This is a genomic window from Paenibacillus mesophilus (assembly GCF_005938385.1).
GTDB lineage: Bacteria > Bacillota > Bacilli > Paenibacillales > NBRC-103111 > Paenibacillus_AB > Paenibacillus_AB mesophilus.
In genome coordinates this window covers 1-21,337 of sequence record NZ_VCRA01000046.1, presented here as the reverse complement: position 1 = coordinate 21,337, position 21,337 = coordinate 1, and the positions used below count along the sequence as shown (strand labels likewise).

Here is a 21,337-nt window from a genome sequence, read left to right as displayed (position 1 = left end):
TTCGAACCGTCGCCGCATTTGACCAGCGCCGCATGGAAGCGGGCTTCCTAATCGGCCCGGTTTACGGGCCAAACGCAACTAATTGATCGAGGTGACGGAAGCTTGAGTACACCGGAGCAGCATTTGCCTGCATTTCTGGAAGAAGTGGTCGGAGACCGCTTCGGACGCTATTCGAAATATATTATTCAAGACCGGGCCATTCCCGACGTCCGTGACGGACTGAAGCCGGTGCAGCGGCGCATTTTGTATGCCATGTATGAAGCGGGCAATACGCCGGACAAGCCGTACCGCAAATCCGCGAAAACGGTCGGCGACGTAATGGGCAATTACCATCCGCACGGGGATGCTTCGATCTACGAAGGCATGGTCAGAATGGCCCAGCCGTGGAAAATGGCGCATCCGCTCGTTGACGGACACGGCAACTGGGGCTCGATGGACGACGACCCGGCCGCGGCGATGCGGTACACGGAAGCGAGACTGTCGAACATCGCGATGGAGCTTCTGCGGGATATCGACAAGCGGACCGTACTGTTCAAGGACAACTTCGACAATACGACGAAAGAGCCTGTCGTGCTTCCTTCGCGTTATCCGAATTTGCTCGTCAACGGCGTCAGCGGGATCAGCTCCGGCTTCGCCACGGAAATCCCGACGCACAATTTGCGGGAAGTGATCGACGCTTGCGTCGCTTTGATCGACAACGCCGATATTACGCTCGAACAGCTTATGCAGGTGATCAAAGGCCCGGACTTCCCGACGGGCGGCATTATCATGGGCGAGGAAGGGATTAAGGAAGCTTACCGGACCGGCAAAGGCCGCATTTACATACGCGCCAAAACGGCAATTGAGGATATGAAGGGCGGACGTCAGCAAATCGTCATCACCGAAATTCCGTATCAGGTCGTCAAGTCGAAGCTTGTGACGGCGATGGAGACGATCCGCATCGAGAAGAAGGTCGAGGGAATTGCGGAAGTGCGCGACGAGAGCGGGCGGAACGGTCTGCGCATCGTCATCGAGCTGAAGAAGGACGCCGACGCTCAAGGCATTTTGACTTATTTGCTGAAGAAGACCGACCTGCAGGTCGCCTACAGCTTCAACATGGTGGCGATCGTCAACAAAACGCCCAAGCAGTTCGGCATCAAGGAAATGCTGGAAGCTTACGTCGAGCACCAAAGAGAGGTCGTGACGCGGCGTTCGCAATACGAGCTGGAGAAGGCGGAGGACCGCGAGGAGATTTTGGAAGGTCTCGTCAAAGCGCTCAACATTCTCGACGCCGTTATCGAAACGATCCGGGCTTCGAAAAACCGCCAAGACGCGCAAAAGAATTTGATCGAGAAATTCGGCTTCACGGAACGCCAGGCTGACGCGATATTGACGCTGCAGCTGTACCGGCTGACCAATCTGGAGATCACTTCGCTCGAGAAGGAGCTGAAGGATGTTCAGAAGACGATTCAATATTTGCGGGGCATCTTGTCCAGCCGTACGAAGCTGATGGGCGTCATCAAGTCGGAGATCACCGAAATACGCGACCGTTTCGGCATCGACCGCAGATCCTCCATTCAGGAAGAGATCGAAGAGCTTAAGGTGAATTTGGAAGTAATGGTCACTCCGGAGGACGTGCTCGTCACGTTGTCTCAGGAAGGTTATTTGAAACGGACAAGCATGCTGTCCTTTACCCGCTCGGGCGGCGAGATCGAGAGCTCCGGGGTTAAAGAAAACGACTTTATCCGTCATTTGCTCGAGGTCAACACGATCGACAACCTGCTCTTGTTTACGCAGAAAGGGCTGTCCTACCTGCTTCCCGTCCACCAAATTCCCGAGTACAAGTGGAAAGAGAACGGAACGGCGATCGTCAACGTCATTCCGATTGCCAAGGAGGACCGGATCGTCTCGGTCATTCCGATCAAGACGTTCGACGAGCCCGGCAAATCGCTTGTTTTCATCACGAAGCGGGGGCAAGTGAAACGAACGGAGCTGAAGGAATACCAGACGAACCGGTCCGGCGGGCTCGTAGCGATCAAGCTCGGAGAACAGGACGAAGTTATCGAAGTGCGGTCAAGCGACAATTCGAAAGAAATCTTGCTCGTGACAAAGCTCGGGATGAGCATCCGCTTCAAGGAAATGGAAGTCAATCCGATGGGAAGAGCGGCTGCGGGCGTCAGGGGCATTATGCTCCGGGACGAGGACGAGATCGTCGCCGCCGAATGGGTGGAAGGAGAAGAAGGCGAGATATGGGTCATTTCCGATCTCGGATACGCCAAAAGCTCGCTTCTGCTCGACTATCCGGTACAAGGACGCGGCGGCAAAGGAATCATTACGTTCGAGTTCAAGGAAGGCAAGCGCGTCAAGCCGAACGGCACCGTTCTGCAGGAGGCGTTCTTCGTGAAGCACGCGCTCCGGCTGACGGCCATATTGAGAAGCGGGGCCCAGCATACGTTCTCGACCGAAGAAGCTTCGATCGAAGACCGCAAATCTCCGGGCAAATCGGTCGTGCCCGTAGCCAAAGGGGACTCGGTGACCGTCATCGTCAAACGCCCGTCCCCGGTATAACGTTCCGCTCGGCGGAAGACGCTTTGTCGGGCAGGCACGCTGCTTCGGTCCCCCCGGGAGCTGCCGAGTTCGCTAACTGTCACGTAATTACCTGTCATGTAGAGACGCCCGCTTCCATTCCTGACCAGAGACGGCGCATCTCCAAACAGATACGTTACGTGAAAGTTCCCTAGTCGTACGTCTCATAAGGGGGATCGAGCTTCTCCAAAAGATTGACGAGCATTTCGATAACGGCCCACGTCGGCATAGGCTCATCCAGCTTATGAAGCCACTGTGGGTCGTTTATAATGCCCGCGGTTAACGCCCGTTTCACGATTTCCATCTTTTGCGCTTGATCCATCGGTGTTCATCCTCCTTGATCGGGTCTTGTCGTCAAGTTCCGCATCGTATATTGCAATATATGTTGAACCCTATCAAAACGTTAAACGGTTTCCCACATTATGTTGCAAAATATTAATAGTATTAACCTTTAATCCGACAACTTCGATTGTTATAATAGAAACTAGAAACGGATACAGCTGACGTACAGCTTTATCCAAGCGGTTGGCGAAGCGGTGAAGTTAAGCCAATGCTTATGAAGCGGACTTTTCTTTGAAAAGTCTAAGCCGATGCTTACGAAGTAGCTTTTCTTCGAAAAGCTTAGCCGATGCTTACGAAGTAGCTTTTCTTCGAAAAGCTTAGCCGATGCTTACGAAGTAGCTTTTCTTCGAAAAGCTTAGCCGATGCTTACGAAGTAGCTTTTCTTCGAAAAGCTTAGCTTATGCTTACGATGCGGCTTTTCTCCGAAAAGCCCAGCCCATGCTTATGAAGTAGCTTTTCTTCGAAAAGCTTTCAGGAGGTGTAAAGGTTGTATTCCAATCAATTCGCGAAACTATGGAGCAAAATCAGCAAAGACTTGAGGACGCACATGGAGACGCAGCTGTCGCCAACCTTGACGGAAGGCCAGCTGAACGTATTGGAGGTGCTGATGAACCAGGACCGGATGAAGCCTTCGGACTTGCTCGACCATTTGAACACGACTCCCGCGGCCGTAACGACGCTGCTCGACCGGATGGAGAAGAACGAACTGATCGTCCGCCAGCGCGACGAGAAAGACCGGCGCATCGTCTGGATTATCCCGACCGAGAAGGGACTCGAGGAATGCGTGAGGGGCGTCGACATTCGCAATGAATTTATCCACTCGCAACTGGACCGGATCTCGTCCCATAATCAGCAGCTGCTCGTATATTTGCTCGGCAAAGTCGCCAACTGATCTAATCCTATAAGCTTATGATCGAAGCCTTTTCGATGAAGGGCGAAGTTAAACTTTCTTTATCGATAAACCAAAAGCGCAGAGATTCGCTCTCTGCGCTCTTTTTTTGCATTCGAACCCTTTCCCCCATAACTGGAAAAGCTGCCGTTATTTCATCGATGATTCGCCTCTGACGAACGTTTTAATGGAAATCCTGCAGTACATTTTAGCAAAATTGCTTCTTAGCCCCGATTTTTACGGATATAGATGGAGGTTTTCCAGTAAACGCTTCGTATTTGCTCTTCTTTGCCGAAATTAACTACATGTTTTCCCTTTAGAGTGGGAGGCGGTGGGGCTACTCCCAGGTTCCATTTCTCATCGAGCGAGCTGAACTCATTCGCTTTCCCAACGGCTTAATATTCCGGCAGGCAGCAACAGCTTGGATGCGGTAATCGGCAGGCCGATCTCCCCGCACGTAATTCGTCCGCCGTGCTTGCGGGCGACCGTCATCGACAAAATGTTATGCATGACGGTAGGGGAAAGCCCCGTCGTGTAAGAATTGATAAGGAAAAACAAAGGGTTGTCCGTCAAAATGCCGGAGCAAAATTCGACGAACGGATACAAATTCGTCTCCAGCTTCCACGTCTCGCCGCTCGGTCCGCGGCCGTAAGAAGGGGGGTCCATGATGATGGCGTCGTATTTATTGCCGCGCCGCTCCTCACGCTGTACGAACTTGAACACGTCGTCGGTAATAAAACGAACCGGGCGCTGTCCCAGACCGGATAGCTGCAAATTCTCCTTCGCCCACTGCACGACGCCTTTGGATGCGTCGACATGGCATACTTCCGCGCCGGCGCTTGCGCAAGCGACCGTGGCTCCCCCGGTATAGGCGAACAAATTCAATACTTTGACCGGCCGGCCGGCGGAAGCGATCTTGTCCATCATCCAACGCCAGTTGACGGCTTGCTCGGGAAATAGTCCGGTATGCTTGAAGCTGGTCGGTTTGATGTAAAAGGACAGCTTATCGTAGCCGATGACCCAACGCTCCGGCAGCTCGCGTTTATTTTCCCAATGACCGCCGCCCGACGAGCTCCGGTGATAATGGGCATCCGCTTGCTTCCAGGCGGCCGTTTCTTTACGGATCGGCCATATGATTTGCGGGTCCGGCCGCCGCAGCACGACGTCGCCCCAACGCTCCAGCTTGTCGCCGTCTCCCGTGTCGATACATTCGTAGTCTTTCCAATCGTTCGCGTAAAACATTCGGCATAGTTCCTTCTTTCGTATCGTTATCCATTCTATTCTACATGATTGGAGCGGGCGATATCCACTACTCTGTAAATTCGCGGCGATGCAGCGGATTGTATCCAACATCCTCCTTTTTGTGGTAGCATAAGCTTGGCGTATTTTATACGGAAAGGATGCTGCTGCATGGACAAGATGAAGTACTGGATCGGGGCCGTCCTCCTGCTGGCCTATTTTGCCGGGCTGACCGCTACGATTAAGAAAGACAAAGGCCCCAGCTCTTTCGACGAGACAGTCGGCAGCTGGATACGAGGCATGCGGACGGATAGTCTGACTCTGTTTTTCAAAGCACTGAGCCCCCTCGTCTCCACGACGGTATTCGCCGTGCTATTGGTGGCGTTCGTGGCGCTTTTTGCTTTCGTTTTCAAGAAAAGGCTGGAGCCATTGCTGCTTGTGATCAACCTGGCCGTTGCTTTCGGGCTGTATAGAGGGTTAAAAAGCTTGTTCGAGCGGCCGAGACCTTCGGTTGACGCGCTTTTCCATGCCTCGGGCTTCAGCTTTCCGAGCGGCAATGCACTGATGTCGGCTTCGTTCTATGGGCTCATCGCTCTGTTGCTTTTTCGTCATTGGAGGAAGCGGGCGCCGGGTCTTGCTTGGACGGTTGCTATAGCGGCGATCGTGCTCATCATACTTATCGGTGTGAGCCGGGTGTATCTGGGCGTTCATTATCCGAGCGACATTTTGGCCGGGTTTGCGATCGGGGGAGCTTGGCTGCTCATCTGCGCGGCCGTGAGCGCCCGCCGCATGTAGCAGTTGCCGCTTATAGACGAATGAGGAACTCCGTTGAATGGAGATAATAAGAATACCCCAAAAAGTGAAGAGAGGCTTCGTAGTTGATTCCGATTACTTTTCGGGGACCCCACAAAGAAAACCCCAAAAAGTGAAGAAAAGCTTCCTCACTTTTTATTTTTCCGTCACGGAGGAGCTATGAGCGGTAAAGTGTTGCTGGTGGAGGATGAGCACAAAATTGCCCGCGTATTGGTGTTGGAGCTGCGCCACGAGGGCTATGAAGTGACGCTCGCGAATACGGGCCCCGATGGGCTGGAGCTGGCGAACGGCAGCGCCTGGGACGTTATTCTGCTTAATATTATGCTTCCCGGCATGACTGGACTCGAAGTGCTGGAGAAAATCCGGGAGACGAATCGGGCGGTTCCGGTTATTTTGCTGACGGCACGCGATTCGATTCCCGACAAAGTAACCGGCCTCGATCTCGGGGCGAACGATTACGTGACGAAGCCGTTTGCCATCGAGGAATTGATGGCCCGAATACGTGGATTGATGCGCTTGTCCCGGCATCACCCGAATGGGGATGAGAACGTATACCGTACCGCCGACCTCGTGCTCGACCCGAAATCCAGAGCCGTCAAGCGTGCCGGGGAAACGATCGATTTGACTCCGCGCGAGTTCGAGCTGCTCCTTTTTTTTATGAAGCATCCGGGGATCGTGTTGACGAGAGAGCAAATTTTGTCCGATGTGTGGGGGTACGATTTTGCCGGCGATACGAACCTAGTGGACGTGTATGTACGGTATTTGCGTCAAAAAATAGACGAAGGCTACAAAGTCAAGCTCATTCAGACTAGCCGGGGCGTAGGCTACTACTTGAAAGACTCATCTCCCGAGGACAAACCGTCATGAGCTTGCGCGTCCGCCTCATCGTATTGTCCACGGCATGGCTCATCTTCATTCTTGTTCTGTTCAACACGTTCTTGTACTGGTTCATCGTCAACATAACGGCAAAAAGCGAGAAGGAGCTGCTGTTCGGCAAAGCGCAATCCATTCTCGAAAGCAGGAGAATCCACGATCCGGGCTACTGGAGCGCTCCGGACTTGCTGGACGAATTTCTCGTCAGCGACGAAATGATCCGCATAATCGGCATGGATGGCTTAATCAAGCAGGAGCTGCAAAGCAACGAGATGCTTGTCGTCCACCAGCCTCACGTGACGACCCGAGAGACTTATACGATCAAACGGATCGAGAAGACTCGGTGCTTATACGTGCAAGTTCCGATTTTTGCCGGCAACGAACAGATCGGAGTGCTGGAGATCGGCCGTGTTTTGACCAAATGGAGCTTGTATATCGATGTTCTGACATCGGCCTTGATTTTGATGACGATCGGGGCGGTCGTACTGTCCGTCATCGGCAGCTTCTTTTATACGCGCTTTTTGCTGCACCCTCTTCGTCAATTGAACAAGACGATGCAGCTTATCCAGCAAAGCGCCACATTCCGCAAGCTCGACAAGGAGTTTACGGCGAGGACCGACGAGCTGGGCAAGCTCGGCATCACGTTCAACGAGATGATTTCCCGGCTCGAGGAACTTGTACAGAAGCAGAAACGGTTTGTCGCGGACGCTTCCCACGAGCTGAGAACGCCTCTCACGATTATTGAAAGCTATGCGGATATGCTGAAGCGGTGGGGCAGCGGCGATCCGGAAATAAGGAAAGAAGCGGTTGAGGCGATTCTGGAGGAATCCAACCGGTTAAAAAATCTTGTCGGGTCCTTAATGCAGCTCGCCGAATCGGAGCAGGAGGATTGGCTGCAGTTTGCCGAGCTCGATTTGATGACCGTGATCCGCTCAGCGGCTTCGGCCATGGAAGTCGCTTTTGACCGGGAGGTTTGGGTGGAAAGTGAGGCGGACTCGGTACCGGTGACCGGCGACCCGATGAAGCTGAAGCAGCTTCTGCTCATCCTGCTGGACAACGCGATCAAGTACAGCTCCAAACCGATCCGTATTCGGATCGTTCCCGGCGACGATTCGGTTCTGGTTCAAGTCGTCGACCAGGGAATCGGCTTGGAAGAACAGATGCTCCCTTTCATCTTCGACCGTTTTTTTCGGACCGACCGGGCGAGAACACGCCAAACCGGAGGATTCGGTCTGGGGCTGGCGATTGCGAAAAGCATCGTGGACCGTCATGGAGGGACGATACGGATGGCAAGCCGTCCGGGCCGCGGCACGGTCGTATCCGTTACACTGCCGTGCTGACCCGTTACACAACGCAAACAGCCCTTCTCTATAGAAGGGCGCTGCGTCATGTTGAGGCTATTGCGGAGCTCTTCATCGAAATCGTTCGAGGAGGTCCATCCGTGCTCCCGTATACAAGTTACAGGACTCTGCGAGCCGTCATATAGTGGGAGCTCCAGTAGCTCGAGTTCAAGTTGGAAGTTGTCACGCCGACACCTTTTTTGTAAGTGTGCAGCAGCTTGCCGTTGCCCATATAAATCGCGACATGACCTACGGTGCCTCTTCCTGTACGGTTTGTCCAGAAAAAGACAAGATCGCCCCGTTTCAAATTGCTTCTGGATACGTAGCTTCCGACTCTCGATTGCTGCCTGGAATCGCGAGGAAGCGAGATGCCTTGCTTCTTGTACAAGTATTGCGTGAAAGATGAGCAGTCGAATGCGCTGGTGCGGCCCGATTTTGCTCCGAATACATACGGCGTACCTCTATAGGATAGTCCGTTCGAAATGATGCGATCCGCACGAGTGGCAGAAACGGAAACGGTCTCGGCATGCGCCGTCGTTGACATGAATCCGAAATTACCGGATAATGCTATCGTTAGTGCGATAGATGCGCCAATGACAGGCTTGTACCATTTGGTTTTCGGTTGCTGGAACATTCGTACCTCCCGATTGTTACTTGATTTGGCGTTCGCCTACAAACAAGTATAGCAGAGTAAAATCTGGATGAAGATTCCAGATAACAACCAAACCGTTGAGCCGCCTGAATTTCGGGGCAATTATTAAAATAACATTAAAAAAAGTCCGAAAGGCGTCTGCCGGGACGGTCGGGGAGAGAAGAGTGCCGTGCAAACGTTCATGGAAATCGTACAAAACGGCCTTTTGCCGCAGCTTGCCATACGCAGCGTAAATCCGCGGGAGCCCGTCGAGGTCATCTCGGTGCCGAAGCCGTGGAGGCTTCTCGGAGCCGGCAATTATGCGGCCGTCGTGATGCATCCGAATGAACCGGACAAAGTCGTGAAAGTATATGCGGAGGGCAGACCGGGACTGGAGGACGAAGTAGAGGTGTATCGCAGATTGGGGCGGCATCCGGCCTATTCGGAATGCTTCGGAGCGGGAGAAACGTTCCTTGTGCTGAAGAGACTGGAGGGCGTAACGATCTACGAATGTCTGCGGCGCGGTATTCGCATTCCGGAGAAAGTGATCCGGGACATCGACAAAGCGCTCGAATACGCCCGCAAGAGGGGACTGAACCCGCACGACGTTCACGGCAAGAACGTCATGATGATCGAAGGCCGCGGTGTCGTCGTCGACGTCTCCGATTTTTTGAAGGACGAGGCATGCGTCATGTGGAGCGATTTCAAGAAATCGTACTATGCGCTGTACAAACCGCTGCTGCTGCGTTTAACCGTGCCGCTTCCGGGTCCGCTGCTGAATTTGCTGCGCAAAGGATACCGGCTCTTCAGGAGAAGGGACTCGTCATGAAGGCAATATCCCGCGTTTGCTTAATTTTAGGGAGGGAAACGAGATGACGGTTGAGAACGAAAAGGATTGGGCCGGGCTTCGCCGGATCGGCCAAATCGTAGCTAGGGCGAGAGACGAGATGCTCCGTTCGATTGTCCCCGGAATGACTACAGCCGAGCTGGACGGGATCGGAGAAGCCGTATTGAAGCGGCACGGAGCGACTCCGGCGCCGAGGAAAGAGTACGATTTCCCGGGGGCGACGTGCATCAGCATCAACGATGTAGCCGCCCACGGAATTCCGGGGCGCAAGGTGATTCGCGCCGGCGATATCGTGAATGTGGACGTGTCCGCCGAGCTGGACGGGTATTATGCGGATACAGGCGCAACGATCGTCGTTGAAAGCTCCTCCGAAGGGACGGAGCTTAAGCGCAAACTCGTAGAAAGCTCGCGTAAAGCGCTTGACGCCGGGATGGCCGAAGCGAAGAGCGGGGCGAAGCTGAATCGGATCGGCAGGGCGATCGAACGGGAGGCGCGCTCGTGCGGCTTTACCGTTATCCGCAACTTGGCAGGTCACGGCGTAGGGCGGAAGCTTCACGAAGAGCCGGGGGATATTACCAACTTCGAGAACAAACGGGACACCCGACTGCTCAAGAACGGGGCCGTACTCGCGATCGAAACGTTTTTGTCCACGGGAGCCGAATACGTCGTGGAGGAAGAGGACGGATGGACGATACGGACGCCTGACCGCAGCTTGGTCGCACAGTTCGAGCATACCGTCGTCGTCACGAAGGAAGGACCGGTTATTTTGACCGTGTAAACAGGCTGCGGCTTGCGGTAATCGGACCGCGGGACGCTCGGACATAACCGAGTGAGATTGACAAAGGAATCGCCTGATGATACGATTCGTATCGTAAGGCGATTTTTTGTTCGTTTCATGCATCATCAGGAGGTGCCCTCTTGCCCTATACTCCAGCCCATCCGATTACGGCTATCGTGCTCGACAAGCTGCTCCCGAACAAATTCAACAAAACGGGTCTCGTGCTCGGATCGATCGCTCCCGATTTGCGAAATTTCATGATGCTCCGCCCTGTGGACACGGGGTTCGAGCATTCTCACGCAGGCATGCTCACAGTCGGACTTCCGGCCTCGATCGTACTTGCCTTCGCTTTTCACAGGCTCGTCTTGCCGGCCGCTGCGATTCATCTTCCCGCCCCTTTCAATCGGATCGCGTATCGTTATGTGGAACGAGGGTGGCGTATAACGGGAGTTCGGGGATGGGCGGTGCTGCTCCTTTCGATTATGCTTGGCTTGTACAGCCATGTGTTTCTGGACGGCTTTTCCCACCGGGGAGGGTTGATGTACCCGATCGCCACGGGGACCGTCGAATGGATGCTGCCTCGGGCAGAATCTCCGGCTGCAGTCGTCCAGTTGGGGATCTCTCTGCTTGCGATCGGAATCGAGCTGCTGCTGCTGACCGTTTTTCTTCTCCGCAGGTGGGGCATTGCCTCGGCTGTTCCGCATGTTCGCGGATCGGTGAAAGGCATGTACTGGTTTATCGTCTTGATCGCCATGATTCTCATTACCGCCATTGCCATCGTTGTAGCGCCTTTCGGCCATGCCCGGCATCTATACTTCATTATCCCCGTAGCTTCATTGACGGGGGCCGTCATCGGATTGCTGGCCGCTTCCGTGGCACATTTCTTGAACGATCGTTCGTGGAAACGCTTAAACGGCGAAATGAACAAACGATAAGATGCCCGCGAACGGTCCCATGCAGGACATGTGGGCGAATAAGAACGACAAGGGCCGGATAGAGGGAGATCTCTTTCCGGCTCTTTTTTGTCGTGGTGCGTCGATTGTTAAGTTTTATTTAATTATAATATTGCTCGATACGTCATGAATATTGCGCTAATATGCTTAATATTATTTGTTTGTAAACATATTGACGGTGATTATTGCCGATTATAATATATTCACGAGATTGCGAAAGAAAAACGAGCGAAAATGAATGATTTTCTTTCATTCCGGGAGGGTGGTTGTTGTACAAAACGAGCAAATATGAACATTTTGTAGCCGCTTTGCCTATATTTTGCGTTTTCGAACACCAACCTGATTAAGAAAGAGAGTGACTTATGAAAACTTATCCTTTCACCGCCATAAGCTCCATGCTCGTGCTTACGCTACTGGTGACCGGCTGCGGCCAAAGCGGACAGCAGGCTGCTCCGGCGGTCAAAACGTCGGTCGACAGCGTAGACACTTTCACCAAAGAGCCGGTTAAACTTACGGTCGTCAATCACGGAGCGGGCATCAATACCGAGACGGATCTGGAGAACGTCATTTTGAAGCCGGTACGTACGATGTATCCGAACATCACGATCGAACTGGTCAAGGGCAAGTCGTTGAACGATTTGATCGCCGCAGGAGATACGCCGGATCTCGTCGTAACGAGCAATTTTTATTTGGATGCCTTGATCGAGATGGGACTCGCTACCGATCTGAACGAATTCGTCAAAACTTACAAGATCGATCTCGGACGATTGGAGCCGGAAACGATCAGCGCCCTTAGCCGATACGGCAAGAAAGGGGAGCTGTACGGAATACCGTACTCGATGAATTACGGCATCATGGCGTACAACAAAGATATTTTCGATAAATTCGGAGTCGCTTACCCGAAGGACGGCATGAACTGGGATCAAGTGATCGATCTGGCCAAGAAGGTGACACGCAAATCGGATACCACACAATATTTGGGAATCGATCCGGGCCTGCCGCAGGTGATGACCCGTCCTTACTCTTTGTCGTTGATGGACGCAGGTCAAGAGAAGGCCGCGCTTACGACCGACGCTTACAAGAGCATATTCTCGAAGCTGCGCAGCATATACGATATTCCGGGCATGATCGATCCGAAGACGAACTACTTGAAGGACAATATCGATTTCTTCCTGAAGGACCAAAGAGTGGCGATGGAGCCTTACTGGATCTCCGCCTTGTCCAGCCGCGTGCTGCCGCTGGCCCAATCGGGCCAAAACTTCAACTGGGACCTCGTCTCGTTTCCGAGCTATGCGGACCGGCCCGGTCTGGGAAGGGAAGTCGATTTCCACCTGTTCATGGTGACGCCGGCCGGCAAAAACAAAGAAGCCGTGTATCGCGTCCTCCAAGCGATGCAAAGCAACGAGGCGCAGGTTATGATGAACAAAGGCGGACGTTTGACCGCGCTGAAAGACCCGCAGATCAAAAAAGATTATGCGACCGATTTGAAAATTTTCGAAGGCAAAAACTTGGCAGGAGTCTTTTCCGTCAAGCCGGCGCCGGCTCCGGTCAGCAGCATGTACGATTCCAAGATTTATACTTACCTTTCAGAAGCGATGAAGAGCATGATTCTGTCGAGCACGGACATCAACACGGTGCTCAGGGAAGCCGAGGAGAAGGCGAATAAATATATCGAGGAGGAGAAGCAGAAGAAAAAGTAACGCGATTTGCCGAATCCGGTGTTGGACAAAATATGCATATCAAAGAGGCTGCTTCGTCGCGAGTGGGGACGGGCGGCCTCTTTCGCTGCGTCTATTCGATGGCGCTTCCCCGCGGCTTGCCGGTTGCGGCCGTGTCGAAAATTTCGTTAACGCACTCCGGTCCGTCGTTGTTGACATTGCCGACGCCGGATGCTACCGGATAGGCCCTCATCTCCTCCGCCGGATACGGCTTCAGCATGTCGAGCAGCCGGGAAGTGTCGCGCATGCCGCGATCCAACCAGACCGTTTCTTGTTCTGGCCGCAATATAACCGGCATTCTGTCGTGAATGTCGGCCATTAGCCGGTTCGGAGCCGTCGTAATGATCGTGCACGTGCTTAATTTCCGTCCGTCCGGGGTCGTCCATATTTCGTACAGGCCGGCCATCGCGAACGTCGCTCCGTCCTTCAGAATAATCCGCATCGGCTGCTTGCTTTTGCCGTCGTCTTTTTTCTTCCACTCGTAAAATCCGTCCGCCGGAACGAGGCACCGTTTGCGCTCGAGCGGGATGCGATAGGCCGGCTTCTCCGCTACCGTCTCGGCCCGCGCGTTGATCATCTTCGAGCCGATCGTCTCGTCCTTGGCCCACTGCGGGACGAGCCCCCACTTCAATTCGCCGATCCGGTTGCGCTGCCCGTCGTTCACGATCGCGGGCACGAGCTGTCCCGGGGCGACGTTATACCGCGGACGATGATACAGCGGAAATGCCGGGTCGATATGAAAGCGGAGCAGCAGCTCCTCCAGCGAAATCGTTATCGTATATCTGCCGCACATGCGAACGGGATTCCTCCTTTTACGCGGTCGTTTGTATGCACATAGGGATAGCCTTATTGTACGCTTTTCTCCGCCGCGCCGCCACCAAGTGCTGCGTTCGCATGCGCGGGCGCTACCCTGTAAATTCTCCGAATTTACAGTTATTCCGCTGGTCCTCGCGGACATAAGCATCTTATTTTCGCGCATGCAAAATTTTACCTCTTGAAATAGGAATATATGTTCGTTTATTGTATATACTAATAGGGAACAAGTGTTCTTGTTTTGTGGAGGGGATGTTCATGGCGGCAAACTCGGGACGATACGCGGGCAGGGATGTCGACGGAAGGCGAACGGGATGAAGCGGACTCCTTTGGAAACGGAAGAAGAGCTGCAGTGGGTGCTCGATTACATGCTGCTCCCGATCGTGCTCGACGTGCTGGAGCGGGATATCCGGATGCTCGACACGCTCAAATTGAAGATGCCGGTCATCTACATCAGAAGCTTGCGTCGGGTACAGGATCGGGTGAGTTCGGAAATGGCCGCCGTGCGCGGCAAGCTGAGAAGCCGGGGAATCCGGGTGTATGACGAGCGCCGGACGAAAGAGCAGCTCGAGGCGGATTTCCTATGCCGCGGCTATCATCGCAAATGCTCCATGCTGTGGGGACTGGTAAAGTCGGAGGTGGAGCGCAAGCTATGCACCTACTTGGAGCTCGATCTGGCCGAGTAGGGGGCCGCGTATGCCGATGCACGGGAACGTGCAATAGACTAAAATATACCGAAACGCTTCGATCGTGCTAGCCTATTCCGGCAGGCGGCGACCGGGCGAACAGGATCGGAGGACACTCGATGGGGAAGAAGCTGGAAGGTAACGGTCTGTTCGAATCGTCGCGCATGATGCTGCCCGAGCACAAAGAACAGTTTGTGCGCAAGCAAGAGGAGCTCGGTCACAGAAGGCGCCCGGTTTTGGACGACCAAGCGCTCGAGCAGTTTGCGCTGCTGCTGCTGGAGTCGATGGAACGGCAGGGGGAGGTCGCCGTCAGCGTGTTCGATCCTTTGAGGGACGATGTCGTCGAAGGACGGGTCGTCAAGATCGATTTCTCGCTTCAACGGGTCAAAATGACAAACGATACGGAAACCGTATCGATCCGGTTCGCCGATATCGTCAATGTCGTGCGGGTGTGAGGCACCTCTTTTTTTGCGTTAAGGGTATAGGCGGCGCTGCCGATTGCGCGGCAGCGGCACTATAGCCGGAGCTTGCAGCGCCGCCGCCCGGCTCTAAACCGGAACCGGCGGCGTAACGTCCGAGCTGGCAAGGATCGCTTGCATATCTGCATAAGCATCCGCGAGCCAAGGATGTACGACCTTAAGTTTGTCTTTTTGGGCCCACAGGAAGCCGATATAAGCCATCGCACCGTGCTCCAGCGATTTATCGAGCTGTGCGTTCAATTCGGACAAATACGGCGGGGTGCCTGTTTGGTCCCAAGAAATTTTGTCGGCGACGAAGACGACCCGATCCAGCAGGGTGGAGGGGGATTTAAGCGTCGTATGGCACCCGATGGCGTCGAGAATGTCCGGGAGCTCGATGCCGAACACATGCCGGGCCACCTCGACGGACAGCTTCTGGTGAATGATCATCGGAAACGTCTCTTCTTCCGGGAGAACCTCGATACCGAGCTCCCGGGCGACGCGAATTCTTTCGGCGTTCGGGTATACAGCACTGATGTCGTGCAGCCATCCGGCAATTTCCGCGTTCTCGGGATCGGCCCCGAAGCGGATCGCCAAGGAGCGGGCCTCGGCGCCGACGGCCATGCAATGCTCCGCCGTCTTCGGGCAGCCGCGCGATTCGAGGAAGCGCCGGACGTCGGCCGCCAAATCCCCGCTCAGCCGAAACGGGGGCTCGTTTTCAAAGAAAGGATGCATGTTGCGGTCTCCTTTGTCTATCTATTTTTCTCTTCATTTACCGTGACGACTCCATACGGCTAAGCCGCGGGCTTCTCGAATCATCGGGACTCGTAACCTCGTCCCTCCTCGAAGGCTCCGTCCGAGCCTGAACTTTTGGTGTGAAATTCAATCTTTTCTTGTTGCTCTGTTGTAGGATACAAACAATACTTGTACGTTCGTAACATGGACGTTCACCTCCTTCGTCAATGATACCACAGAAAGGGGAACAAGTGTTTGTTTTGTTGGCCGCTCCGTATCCGAAGACTTCTGATCGAAGCCATTTCGATGATGTGCATTTGTGTTTTAGCGGTGGCATTTCTTGGTATAAAATTTACTTATTTATAAATTCTATATCAATAAACGAACCTCCCCCTGTTGGGGGAATTTTATTTAATATCGATAGCGGACGGACTTTACTTGTGCAGTCTTTGAACATATAGTAGAGATGCAAGGTTTGTGCTCCTGCGTATTAGCGTACGGACACCCCGGTTGCTAGATGGAAAATATGCAGGTAAAAGTGGCATCAAAGGCCGGTTATGTGGTTTTAAATGGAAAACATGCAGCTATTTCCTCGTCTAGACGGCGAATCGCTCCAATCCGCAAGAAATAACTGGACTTTTTCCAGCTAATACACGGCCGCGCGTCAGTTTTCCGAAAATAACTGGATCTTTTCCATTAAAGGGTAAAGGGGCGGCTGGTGAGGTCTGCATGTACCGATTGGCATACCAATTGGTGTGCAGCAAGAGGAAGCCATAAAGGCAAGGTTCGGAACAAATCGGTTATATCTTGGTATGAAAGAGCGTATTGCGCAGCTAGAGGGAACGACTGGCGCGAATAGGGCTTCATCAGGGGGATTTGCACAGAGTGGGAAGCGTAGTATTGGCCATTCTTCTTTTTATCGTTACGATGATATTCGTCATCTGGCAGCCGAAGAAGCTCGGCATCGGCTGGTCGGCTTCGGGCGGAGCGCTGCTTGCATTGCTGGTCGGCGTCGTCGGCTGGCACGACGTGGTGACGGTGGCCGGCATAGTGTGGAACGCGACTTTGACCTTCGTCGCGCTGATTGTCATATCGGTCATTCTGGACGAAATCGGCTTCTTCGAATGGGCCGCGCTCCATATGGCCCGGCTCGCCGGCGGAAGCGGCAGGCGAATGTTCGTGTATATCATTTTGCTCGGAGCGGGCGTCTCGGCGTTCTTTGCCAACGACGGGGCCGCGCTCATCCTGACGCCGATCGTGCTGGCCAAAGTGCGCGCGCTCAAGCTCGAAGAAGCCCGCATTTTGCCGTTCGTCATGGCGAGCGGCTTTATCGCGGATACGACGTCGCTGCCTTTCGTCATCAGCAACTTGACGAACATCGTGTCGGCAGACTATTTTGGCATAGGCTTCGTAGAGTATTCTTCGCGGATGTTCGTCGTGAACTTGTTCTCGCTCGCGGCCAGCGTCGCGGTGCTGTATGCCGTGTTCCGCAGAAACGTACCCGAGCGATACGACGTCGCCGAACTGAAGCAGCCCGCGGAAGCTATCAAAGATGTGCGGCTGTTTCGCATCTCATGGCTCATTCTGGGCATTTTGCTGGCCGCTTACTTGCTGAGCGAGTGGATCGTCGTGCCGGTGTCGTTCATTGCCGGAGCCGTGGCGCTCCTGTTCCTGATCGTTTCCCGCGGCAGCCCGGTCATCCAGACGAAGAAAGTGATCGTCGAGGCGCCTTGGTCCATCGTCATTTTCTCGATCGGCATGTATGTCGTCGTTTACGGTTTGCGCAACGCGGGTTTGACTGATTTATTGGGGGACGTGCTCGAACGTCTTGCCGCTTCCGGCTTGTTTGCCGCCACGATGGGGATGGGATTGATCGCGGCCGTGCTTTCCTCGGTCATGAACAACTTGCCGACCGTCATGATCGGCGCATTAGCTATCAACGGGACCGCCACCGAAAGCATTCTTCGTGAAGCGCTCATCTATGCGAACGTCATCGGCACCGACCTGGGCCCGAAAATGACCCCGATCGGCTCGCTTGCGACGCTGCTGTGGCTGCATATCCTTTCCCGCAAAGGCGTCCGCATCACATGGGGCTATTATTTCAAAATCGGCGTCGTCCTGACGCTGCCCACCTTGGTTATTACCCTCGGGGGCTTGTACGTTTGGTTGAGAGTGTTGTACGGAGGATGAGAGACGAGAAACATTCCGAAAGCATCGGAGATTTGCATAGCCCGTCAGGGCGCGCAGGTCTCCTTTTTGCATTCCCTGATAATGGCAAAATAATTGGAGAAAGGCAGGCTTCGTATCGATGGAAATCACGATCTGCAAAGGAAATGAATATTGGTTGGTTGTGCGCTTTGCTTACGCTACCCGCTATGTCGAGAACATGAGGCAAATCCCGGGAGCGCGCTGGGACAGGCAAGCCCGGGTGTGGAAATTCGGATATACCTATCTGAACGTGGAAAGGTTCATTGCTTTGTTCGACGGTTGCCCGGTCGTCGTAGACGGTGAGTTGGGATTGGAGTGCGAGCCGCTGGAGCGGCATTTTGGGGGGGCGTAGGAGGGGCGGCCAAGCCAGACCCTCACAATGGCATTAATACTACAGACAAATCTATCAGTAAGGAAGGTATCCAGTGGAGATTGCTATCGACCCAATAAAGGAAGAAGAACTGAGCGTGCTCAACAATTTGTTTGAGTTTGCGGCGTATGATTTATCGGAGTTTAGTAAAGCAAATATAAAGAAAACAGGACTCTACGAACCGAAAATAAATGTGGCCGATCTGTACAATGACAACAATTATTACCTCTATATGGTGCGTGCGGAAGAGCAGTTAGCCGGTTTTGTGATTGTGAAATACATGGAAGAGGAAAACCTGCATTACTTGAACCACTTTTTCATATTGCGGAAGTATAGGAAACAAGGAATCGGACGAAAAGTAGCCGAACAGGTATTTGATATGTTCAAAGGAAGATGGAGAGTAAGCGAGTTCGATTGGAACGTATCGGCCCAGATGTTTTGGAGGAAAGTTTTGGAGCGGTATACGGGTGGGGCATTCATTGAAACAAGGAGAGCCGATAATAAAGGACCGGCTCAACAATTTTCGAATCATAATACAAGTGAATCGTAGGTGCCCAAAACATTATTGCATTCTAGAATCCGGAGGGATACAAGGCAGATTAAATTGCAGACTTTTGTAAACTGCGCTAAGCAAAGCGGCCGGACAAGTCAAGGATTATAGGAGGCAGAACGGAGAATTCAAGAACGTCAGCAACATTTTGAAAGATGTTCAATCCGCTATTGCGTTCTCCTGACAAGGCCGTCCGTCTTTCCATATGACTTGTTCCCCGTACTGTTTTCCCCAATTGTACATCATTTTCAAGACAGGCATGAGACTTTCGCCGTGTTCCGTCAAAGAATACTCTACCCGGGGCGGGACCACGGGGTACACTTTACGGAAGATCAACTGATCCTCTTCCAATTCGCGCAGCTGATTGGTCAACATTTTTTGCGTAATGTGGGGGATCAGTTTTTTCAGCTCGCTGAACCGTTTCGTTCCTTCCAAACCGAGGTGCCACAAAATGATTAATTTCCACTTGCCTCCTATCACGGCCAGCGTCAATTCCTTCTCGCAGTTGATCGTCATCAAATCGATGCGATCTTTTACTTCATTCGCCATCATTCATCCCCTCCTCCCGGTAGTATACCACAAGCGCCTACAATAGGTAAAAGGGTATACATGCTGTTTGGAAACTAAAGGGGTTGACGATTCGGATGCGGTGAGCTGTATGAATGAAAGTCCTCACCAAGAACAGTGAGGACTTTCAGGCAATTCGCGACGTATCTGCTACGAGATGCGCCCCGCTTGTAATGAATAGGAGCAGGCGTCGGCTGCAGGGGAGATCATTACGTGACAGTCTTACTCCAGGTTGGCATGCCTGCCGTACATCCGGCCGGAGTCCAGGCCCGTTTTGTCCATCATCCGGAGAATGACAGCGTCGTAAAATACCAACAATGTCTGTTCGAACAAAGAGGCCATCGGCTGGATCGTCGTATGACCGCCGCTTGCTTGATCCTTAGGCGATCCCGGCAGCTTCACAAGAGCATCCGCCAAACTTCCGATCGTCGACTCGGGAGCAATCGTGACCGCAACAACGGATGCACCCAGACTTTTCGCTTTTTGAGCCATCGGGATCAAGCTTCTTGTTTCCCCCGAGCCCGTGCCGATGATCAGGACATCGTCCTTGTCGATGCCGGGAGTTACCGTTTCCCCGACCACGTAGGCGTTTATCCCGGTATGCATCAGCCGCATGGCGAAAGCCCGTCCCATCAAACCCGATCTTCCTGCGCCAGCTACAAACACTTTGTTGGATTGCAAAATGATATCGGCCAACCTTTCGGCTTCTTCTCCAGCAATCCGCTCTACCGAAAGATGAAGCTCCTTGACGATCTCGGCGGCATATTTTAATGTTTCCATGAGGTTACGCCTGATTAACCAATTTTTTCATTTCAGCCGCAGCTGCCTTCTTGTCCTCCTGACCGGTAATGCCGCCGCCGACAATAACCAAGTCCGGTTTGGCCTTGATGACTTCCGGCAGCGTATTCAGCTTGATGCCGCCTGCAATCGCCGTTTTTGCATGCTTGACAACACGTTTGATCGCCGTAAGCTCCTCAAAGGAGTTTTTGCCTGCCGCCTGATGGTCGTAACCGGAATGAACGCAGATGTAATCCACGCCAAGCGCGTCGATTTCTTTGGCCCTGCCTTCAATATCCTTCACGTTGATCATGTCGACCATAATTTTTTTGTTTTGTTTTCTGGCTTCCTCGACGGCGCCCCGAATTGTCGAATCGTCCGATGCACCCAGAACGGTAATAATATCCGCTCCCGCTTCGGAGGCTTTCATGACCTCATATCCGCCGGCGTCCATAATTTTCAGGTCAGCCAACACGCGCAGAGACGGAAATGCCTCTTTGATTTCCTTTACCGCTCTCAATCCTTCGTTAATGACGACCGGCGTACCGATTTCGACGATATCTATATGCTCCGCCACTTCCGCAACCACTTGTTTTGCTCCGGGAATGTCTACAAGATCCAGTGCCAATTGAAGTTCCATATAATGATCTCTCCTTCGAAATGATTGTTGTTGTTCGACACAGCCCATTGTAGAGCCTTCCTTTCATTTTAGGAAGTAGGCACTTTGCCGTGAGGTAGTTACTTGGAGGATACTAGTGGTTGCTATGCAACTTTTAACACCAATCTGAAAGAAGTCTTTTCCCTTGCAGTAGGGATGAATTTTCCGACAAAAGATGGAAGGCGATTTCCATTAGTATAGTTTGCTTATTGGGTATTGTCGGTATTATGGATTATTAAGAACAATGAAAAGGATGGATGGCAGTAATAGAGTTCGGTAACTCGAACAAGGCGTCGAGAGCTGAATGGTTGCCCATATGCTAGCGTATGGCGATAAATTCGTAATCATTATGGAATCCAGAGAAGAGAAGAAGAGTAGTATTTTTAGTATATTTGAGAAAAAATGAGTTACTACTTAGGTCCCCCCTTTTCAAACGTAGAAAACTTGGTTAATAATGGGTAACCGAGTTCAAATGGAAAAGGGGACCACTGATGAAAATGAGTCCGGAAGAGATCGAACGAATCAGT

General features: G+C 52.8%; 23 protein-coding genes. 14 read left to right on the top strand and 9 right to left on the bottom strand.

Features of this window, described 5'->3' with window-relative positions; genetic code table 11:
* The first annotated feature begins 102 nt into the window (after window positions 1-102).
* The gene (gene gyrA / locus FE783_RS35435; RefSeq protein ID WP_138884128.1) at window positions 103-2,547 is read left to right on the top strand and encodes a DNA gyrase subunit A; all 2,445 of its coding nucleotides are present in this window, start codon (window positions 103-105) and stop codon (window positions 2,545-2,547) included.
* Window positions 2,548-2,716: 169 nt separating this feature from the next.
* Here the strand turns inward: gyrA and FE783_RS38115 are convergent, their stop codons facing one another.
* Entirely contained in the window at window positions 2,717-2,887 is a 171-nt protein-coding gene (locus FE783_RS38115; protein WP_202916317.1) for a hypothetical protein, read from the bottom strand.
* Window positions 2,888-3,394: 507 nt separating this feature from the next.
* Between FE783_RS38115 and FE783_RS35430 the strand changes: the two genes are divergently transcribed.
* Window positions 3,395-3,799: a MarR family winged helix-turn-helix transcriptional regulator gene (locus FE783_RS35430; protein WP_138884127.1), complete on the top strand. Its 405-nt coding sequence runs from the start codon at window positions 3,395-3,397 to the stop codon at window positions 3,797-3,799.
* A 372-nt stretch (window positions 3,800-4,171) separates the two neighbouring features.
* Here FE783_RS35430 and FE783_RS35425 read toward each other — a convergent pair whose 3' ends face one another.
* Window positions 4,172-5,038 carry a class I SAM-dependent methyltransferase gene (locus FE783_RS35425; RefSeq protein ID WP_138884126.1) on the bottom strand — a complete coding sequence of 289 codons (867 nt, stop codon included), beginning with the start codon at window positions 5,036-5,038 and terminating at the stop codon, window positions 4,172-4,174.
* A 168-nt stretch (window positions 5,039-5,206) separates the two neighbouring features.
* On the opposite strand from FE783_RS35425, the gene FE783_RS35420 reads away from it, so the two are divergent.
* The 3 genes from FE783_RS35420 (at window position 5,207) to FE783_RS35410 (ending at window position 8,061) form a co-directional block, all read left to right on the top strand.
* Complete coding sequence (locus FE783_RS35420) at window positions 5,207-5,830, top strand: phosphatase PAP2 family protein (protein WP_138884125.1); 624 nt, start codon at window positions 5,207-5,209, stop codon at window positions 5,828-5,830.
* 177 nt (window positions 5,831-6,007) lie between these two features.
* The gene (locus FE783_RS35415; RefSeq protein ID WP_138884124.1) at window positions 6,008-6,715 is read left to right on the top strand and encodes a response regulator transcription factor; all 708 of its coding nucleotides are present in this window, start codon (window positions 6,008-6,010) and stop codon (window positions 6,713-6,715) included.
* A complete protein-coding gene (locus FE783_RS35410) occupies window positions 6,712-8,061 on the top strand; it encodes a sensor histidine kinase (RefSeq protein WP_138884123.1) in 1,350 nt (449 codons plus the stop codon). The genes FE783_RS35415 and FE783_RS35410 overlap by 4 nt, the downstream gene beginning before the upstream one ends.
* Window positions 8,062-8,179: 118 nt before the next feature.
* Here the strand turns inward: FE783_RS35410 and FE783_RS35405 are convergent, their stop codons facing one another.
* Window positions 8,180-8,695 carry a C40 family peptidase gene (locus FE783_RS35405; protein ID WP_138884122.1) on the bottom strand — a complete coding sequence of 172 codons (516 nt, stop codon included), beginning with the start codon at window positions 8,693-8,695 and terminating at the stop codon, window positions 8,180-8,182.
* Between the two features lie 187 nt (window positions 8,696-8,882).
* Here FE783_RS35405 and FE783_RS35400 point away from each other — a divergent pair, with 187 nt between their 5' ends.
* The 4 genes from FE783_RS35400 to FE783_RS35385 all read left to right on the top strand — a co-directional run bounded on the left by FE783_RS35400 (window position 8,883) and on the right by FE783_RS35385 (window position 12,970).
* The gene (locus FE783_RS35400; RefSeq protein WP_420799798.1) at window positions 8,883-9,521 is read left to right on the top strand and encodes a serine/threonine-protein kinase; all 639 of its coding nucleotides are present in this window, start codon (window positions 8,883-8,885) and stop codon (window positions 9,519-9,521) included.
* Window positions 9,522-9,564: 43 nt separating this feature from the next.
* Window positions 9,565-10,317, top strand: coding sequence for a type I methionyl aminopeptidase (gene map, locus FE783_RS35395; protein ID WP_138884121.1), 753 nt, complete (start codon window positions 9,565-9,567; stop codon window positions 10,315-10,317).
* Window positions 10,318-10,457: 140 nt separating this feature from the next.
* Entirely contained in the window at window positions 10,458-11,252 is a 795-nt protein-coding gene (locus FE783_RS35390; protein ID WP_158302210.1) for a DUF4184 family protein, read from the top strand.
* Between the two features lie 380 nt (window positions 11,253-11,632).
* Window positions 11,633-12,970: an ABC transporter substrate-binding protein gene (locus FE783_RS35385; protein WP_138884119.1), complete on the top strand. Its 1,338-nt coding sequence runs from the start codon at window positions 11,633-11,635 to the stop codon at window positions 12,968-12,970.
* 91 nt (window positions 12,971-13,061) lie between these two features.
* Here the strand turns inward: FE783_RS35385 and FE783_RS35380 are convergent, their stop codons facing one another.
* Entirely contained in the window at window positions 13,062-13,781 is a 720-nt protein-coding gene (locus FE783_RS35380; RefSeq protein ID WP_138884118.1) for an SOS response-associated peptidase, read from the bottom strand.
* Between the two features lie 334 nt (window positions 13,782-14,115).
* On the opposite strand from FE783_RS35380, the gene FE783_RS35375 reads away from it, so the two are divergent.
* Complete coding sequence (locus FE783_RS35375; RefSeq protein ID WP_138884117.1) at window positions 14,116-14,487, top strand: YhjD family protein; 372 nt, start codon at window positions 14,116-14,118, stop codon at window positions 14,485-14,487.
* 119 nt (window positions 14,488-14,606) lie between these two features.
* Entirely contained in the window at window positions 14,607-14,942 is a 336-nt protein-coding gene (locus FE783_RS35370; protein WP_138884116.1) for a YolD-like family protein, read from the top strand.
* Between the two features lie 93 nt (window positions 14,943-15,035).
* On the opposite strand, the gene yqeK is transcribed toward FE783_RS35370, so the two are convergent.
* The gene (yqeK, locus tag FE783_RS35365) at window positions 15,036-15,680 is read right to left on the bottom strand and encodes a bis(5'-nucleosyl)-tetraphosphatase (symmetrical) YqeK (RefSeq protein ID WP_138884115.1); all 645 of its coding nucleotides are present in this window, start codon (window positions 15,678-15,680) and stop codon (window positions 15,036-15,038) included.
* Between the two features lie 80 nt (window positions 15,681-15,760).
* On the bottom strand, window positions 15,761-15,886 hold the full coding sequence (locus FE783_RS39095) for a helix-turn-helix domain-containing protein (RefSeq protein WP_138884114.1): 126 nt from the start codon (window positions 15,884-15,886) through the stop codon (window positions 15,761-15,763).
* A 679-nt stretch (window positions 15,887-16,565) separates the two neighbouring features.
* Here FE783_RS39095 and FE783_RS35355 point away from each other — a divergent pair.
* The 3 genes from FE783_RS35355 to FE783_RS35345 all read left to right on the top strand — a co-directional run bounded on the left by FE783_RS35355 (window position 16,566) and on the right by FE783_RS35345 (window position 18,808).
* Complete coding sequence (locus FE783_RS35355) at window positions 16,566-17,870, top strand: arsenic transporter (protein ID WP_138884113.1); 1,305 nt, start codon at window positions 16,566-16,568, stop codon at window positions 17,868-17,870.
* Window positions 17,871-17,988: 118 nt separating this feature from the next.
* Window positions 17,989-18,240, top strand: a complete 252-nt coding sequence (locus FE783_RS35350) for a hypothetical protein (RefSeq protein WP_138884112.1) — start codon at window positions 17,989-17,991, stop codon at window positions 18,238-18,240.
* 73 nt (window positions 18,241-18,313) lie between these two features.
* A complete protein-coding gene (locus tag FE783_RS35345) occupies window positions 18,314-18,808 on the top strand; it encodes a GNAT family N-acetyltransferase (RefSeq protein ID WP_138884111.1) in 495 nt (164 codons plus the stop codon).
* A gap of 159 nt (window positions 18,809-18,967) precedes the next feature.
* Here the strand turns inward: FE783_RS35345 and FE783_RS35340 are convergent, their stop codons facing one another.
* The 3 genes from FE783_RS35340 to hxlA all read right to left on the bottom strand — a co-directional run bounded on the left by FE783_RS35340 (window position 18,968) and on the right by hxlA (window position 20,792).
* Window positions 18,968-19,357 (bottom strand): winged helix-turn-helix transcriptional regulator, encoded by a 390-nt coding sequence (locus FE783_RS35340; RefSeq protein WP_138884133.1) that lies wholly within the window; start codon window positions 19,355-19,357, stop codon window positions 18,968-18,970.
* A 240-nt stretch (window positions 19,358-19,597) separates the two neighbouring features.
* The gene (gene hxlB, locus FE783_RS35335; RefSeq protein ID WP_138884110.1) at window positions 19,598-20,155 is read right to left on the bottom strand and encodes a 6-phospho-3-hexuloisomerase; all 558 of its coding nucleotides are present in this window, start codon (window positions 20,153-20,155) and stop codon (window positions 19,598-19,600) included.
* Window positions 20,156-20,159: 4 nt separating this feature from the next.
* Window positions 20,160-20,792, bottom strand: coding sequence for a 3-hexulose-6-phosphate synthase (gene hxlA, locus FE783_RS35330; RefSeq protein WP_138884109.1), 633 nt, complete (start codon window positions 20,790-20,792; stop codon window positions 20,160-20,162).
* Between the last annotated feature and the right edge of the window lie 545 nt (window positions 20,793-21,337).

Coding starts and splice junctions, on each gene's coding strand:
- hxlA (WP_138884109.1), bottom strand. CDS start 20,792: ATGGAACTTCAATTGGCACTGGATCTTGTAGACATTCCCGGAGCAAAA.
- FE783_RS39095 (WP_138884114.1), bottom strand. CDS start 15,886: ATGTTACGAACGTACAAGTATTGTTTGTATCCTACAACAGAGCAACAA.
- FE783_RS35375 (WP_138884117.1), top strand. CDS start 14,116: ATGAAGCGGACTCCTTTGGAAACGGAAGAAGAGCTGCAGTGGGTGCTC.
- hxlB (WP_138884110.1), bottom strand. CDS start 20,155: ATGGAAACATTAAAATATGCCGCCGAGATCGTCAAGGAGCTTCATCTT.
- FE783_RS35415 (WP_138884124.1), top strand. CDS start 6,008: ATGAGCGGTAAAGTGTTGCTGGTGGAGGATGAGCACAAAATTGCCCGC.
- FE783_RS35385 (WP_138884119.1), top strand. CDS start 11,633: ATGAAAACTTATCCTTTCACCGCCATAAGCTCCATGCTCGTGCTTACG.
- FE783_RS38115 (WP_202916317.1), bottom strand. CDS start 2,887: ATGGATCAAGCGCAAAAGATGGAAATCGTGAAACGGGCGTTAACCGCG.
- FE783_RS35420 (WP_138884125.1), top strand. CDS start 5,207: ATGGACAAGATGAAGTACTGGATCGGGGCCGTCCTCCTGCTGGCCTAT.
- FE783_RS35340 (WP_138884133.1), bottom strand. CDS start 19,357: ATGGCGAATGAAGTAAAAGATCGCATCGATTTGATGACGATCAACTGC.
- FE783_RS35370 (WP_138884116.1), top strand. CDS start 14,607: ATGGGGAAGAAGCTGGAAGGTAACGGTCTGTTCGAATCGTCGCGCATG.
- FE783_RS35410 (WP_138884123.1), top strand. CDS start 6,712: ATGAGCTTGCGCGTCCGCCTCATCGTATTGTCCACGGCATGGCTCATC.
- FE783_RS35380 (WP_138884118.1), bottom strand. CDS start 13,781: ATGTGCGGCAGATATACGATAACGATTTCGCTGGAGGAGCTGCTGCTC.
- FE783_RS35350 (WP_138884112.1), top strand. CDS start 17,989: ATGGAAATCACGATCTGCAAAGGAAATGAATATTGGTTGGTTGTGCGC.
- map (WP_138884121.1), top strand. CDS start 9,565: ATGACGGTTGAGAACGAAAAGGATTGGGCCGGGCTTCGCCGGATCGGC.
- FE783_RS35425 (WP_138884126.1), bottom strand. CDS start 5,038: ATGTTTTACGCGAACGATTGGAAAGACTACGAATGTATCGACACGGGA.
- FE783_RS35405 (WP_138884122.1), bottom strand. CDS start 8,695: ATGTTCCAGCAACCGAAAACCAAATGGTACAAGCCTGTCATTGGCGCA.
- yqeK (WP_138884115.1), bottom strand. CDS start 15,680: ATGCATCCTTTCTTTGAAAACGAGCCCCCGTTTCGGCTGAGCGGGGAT.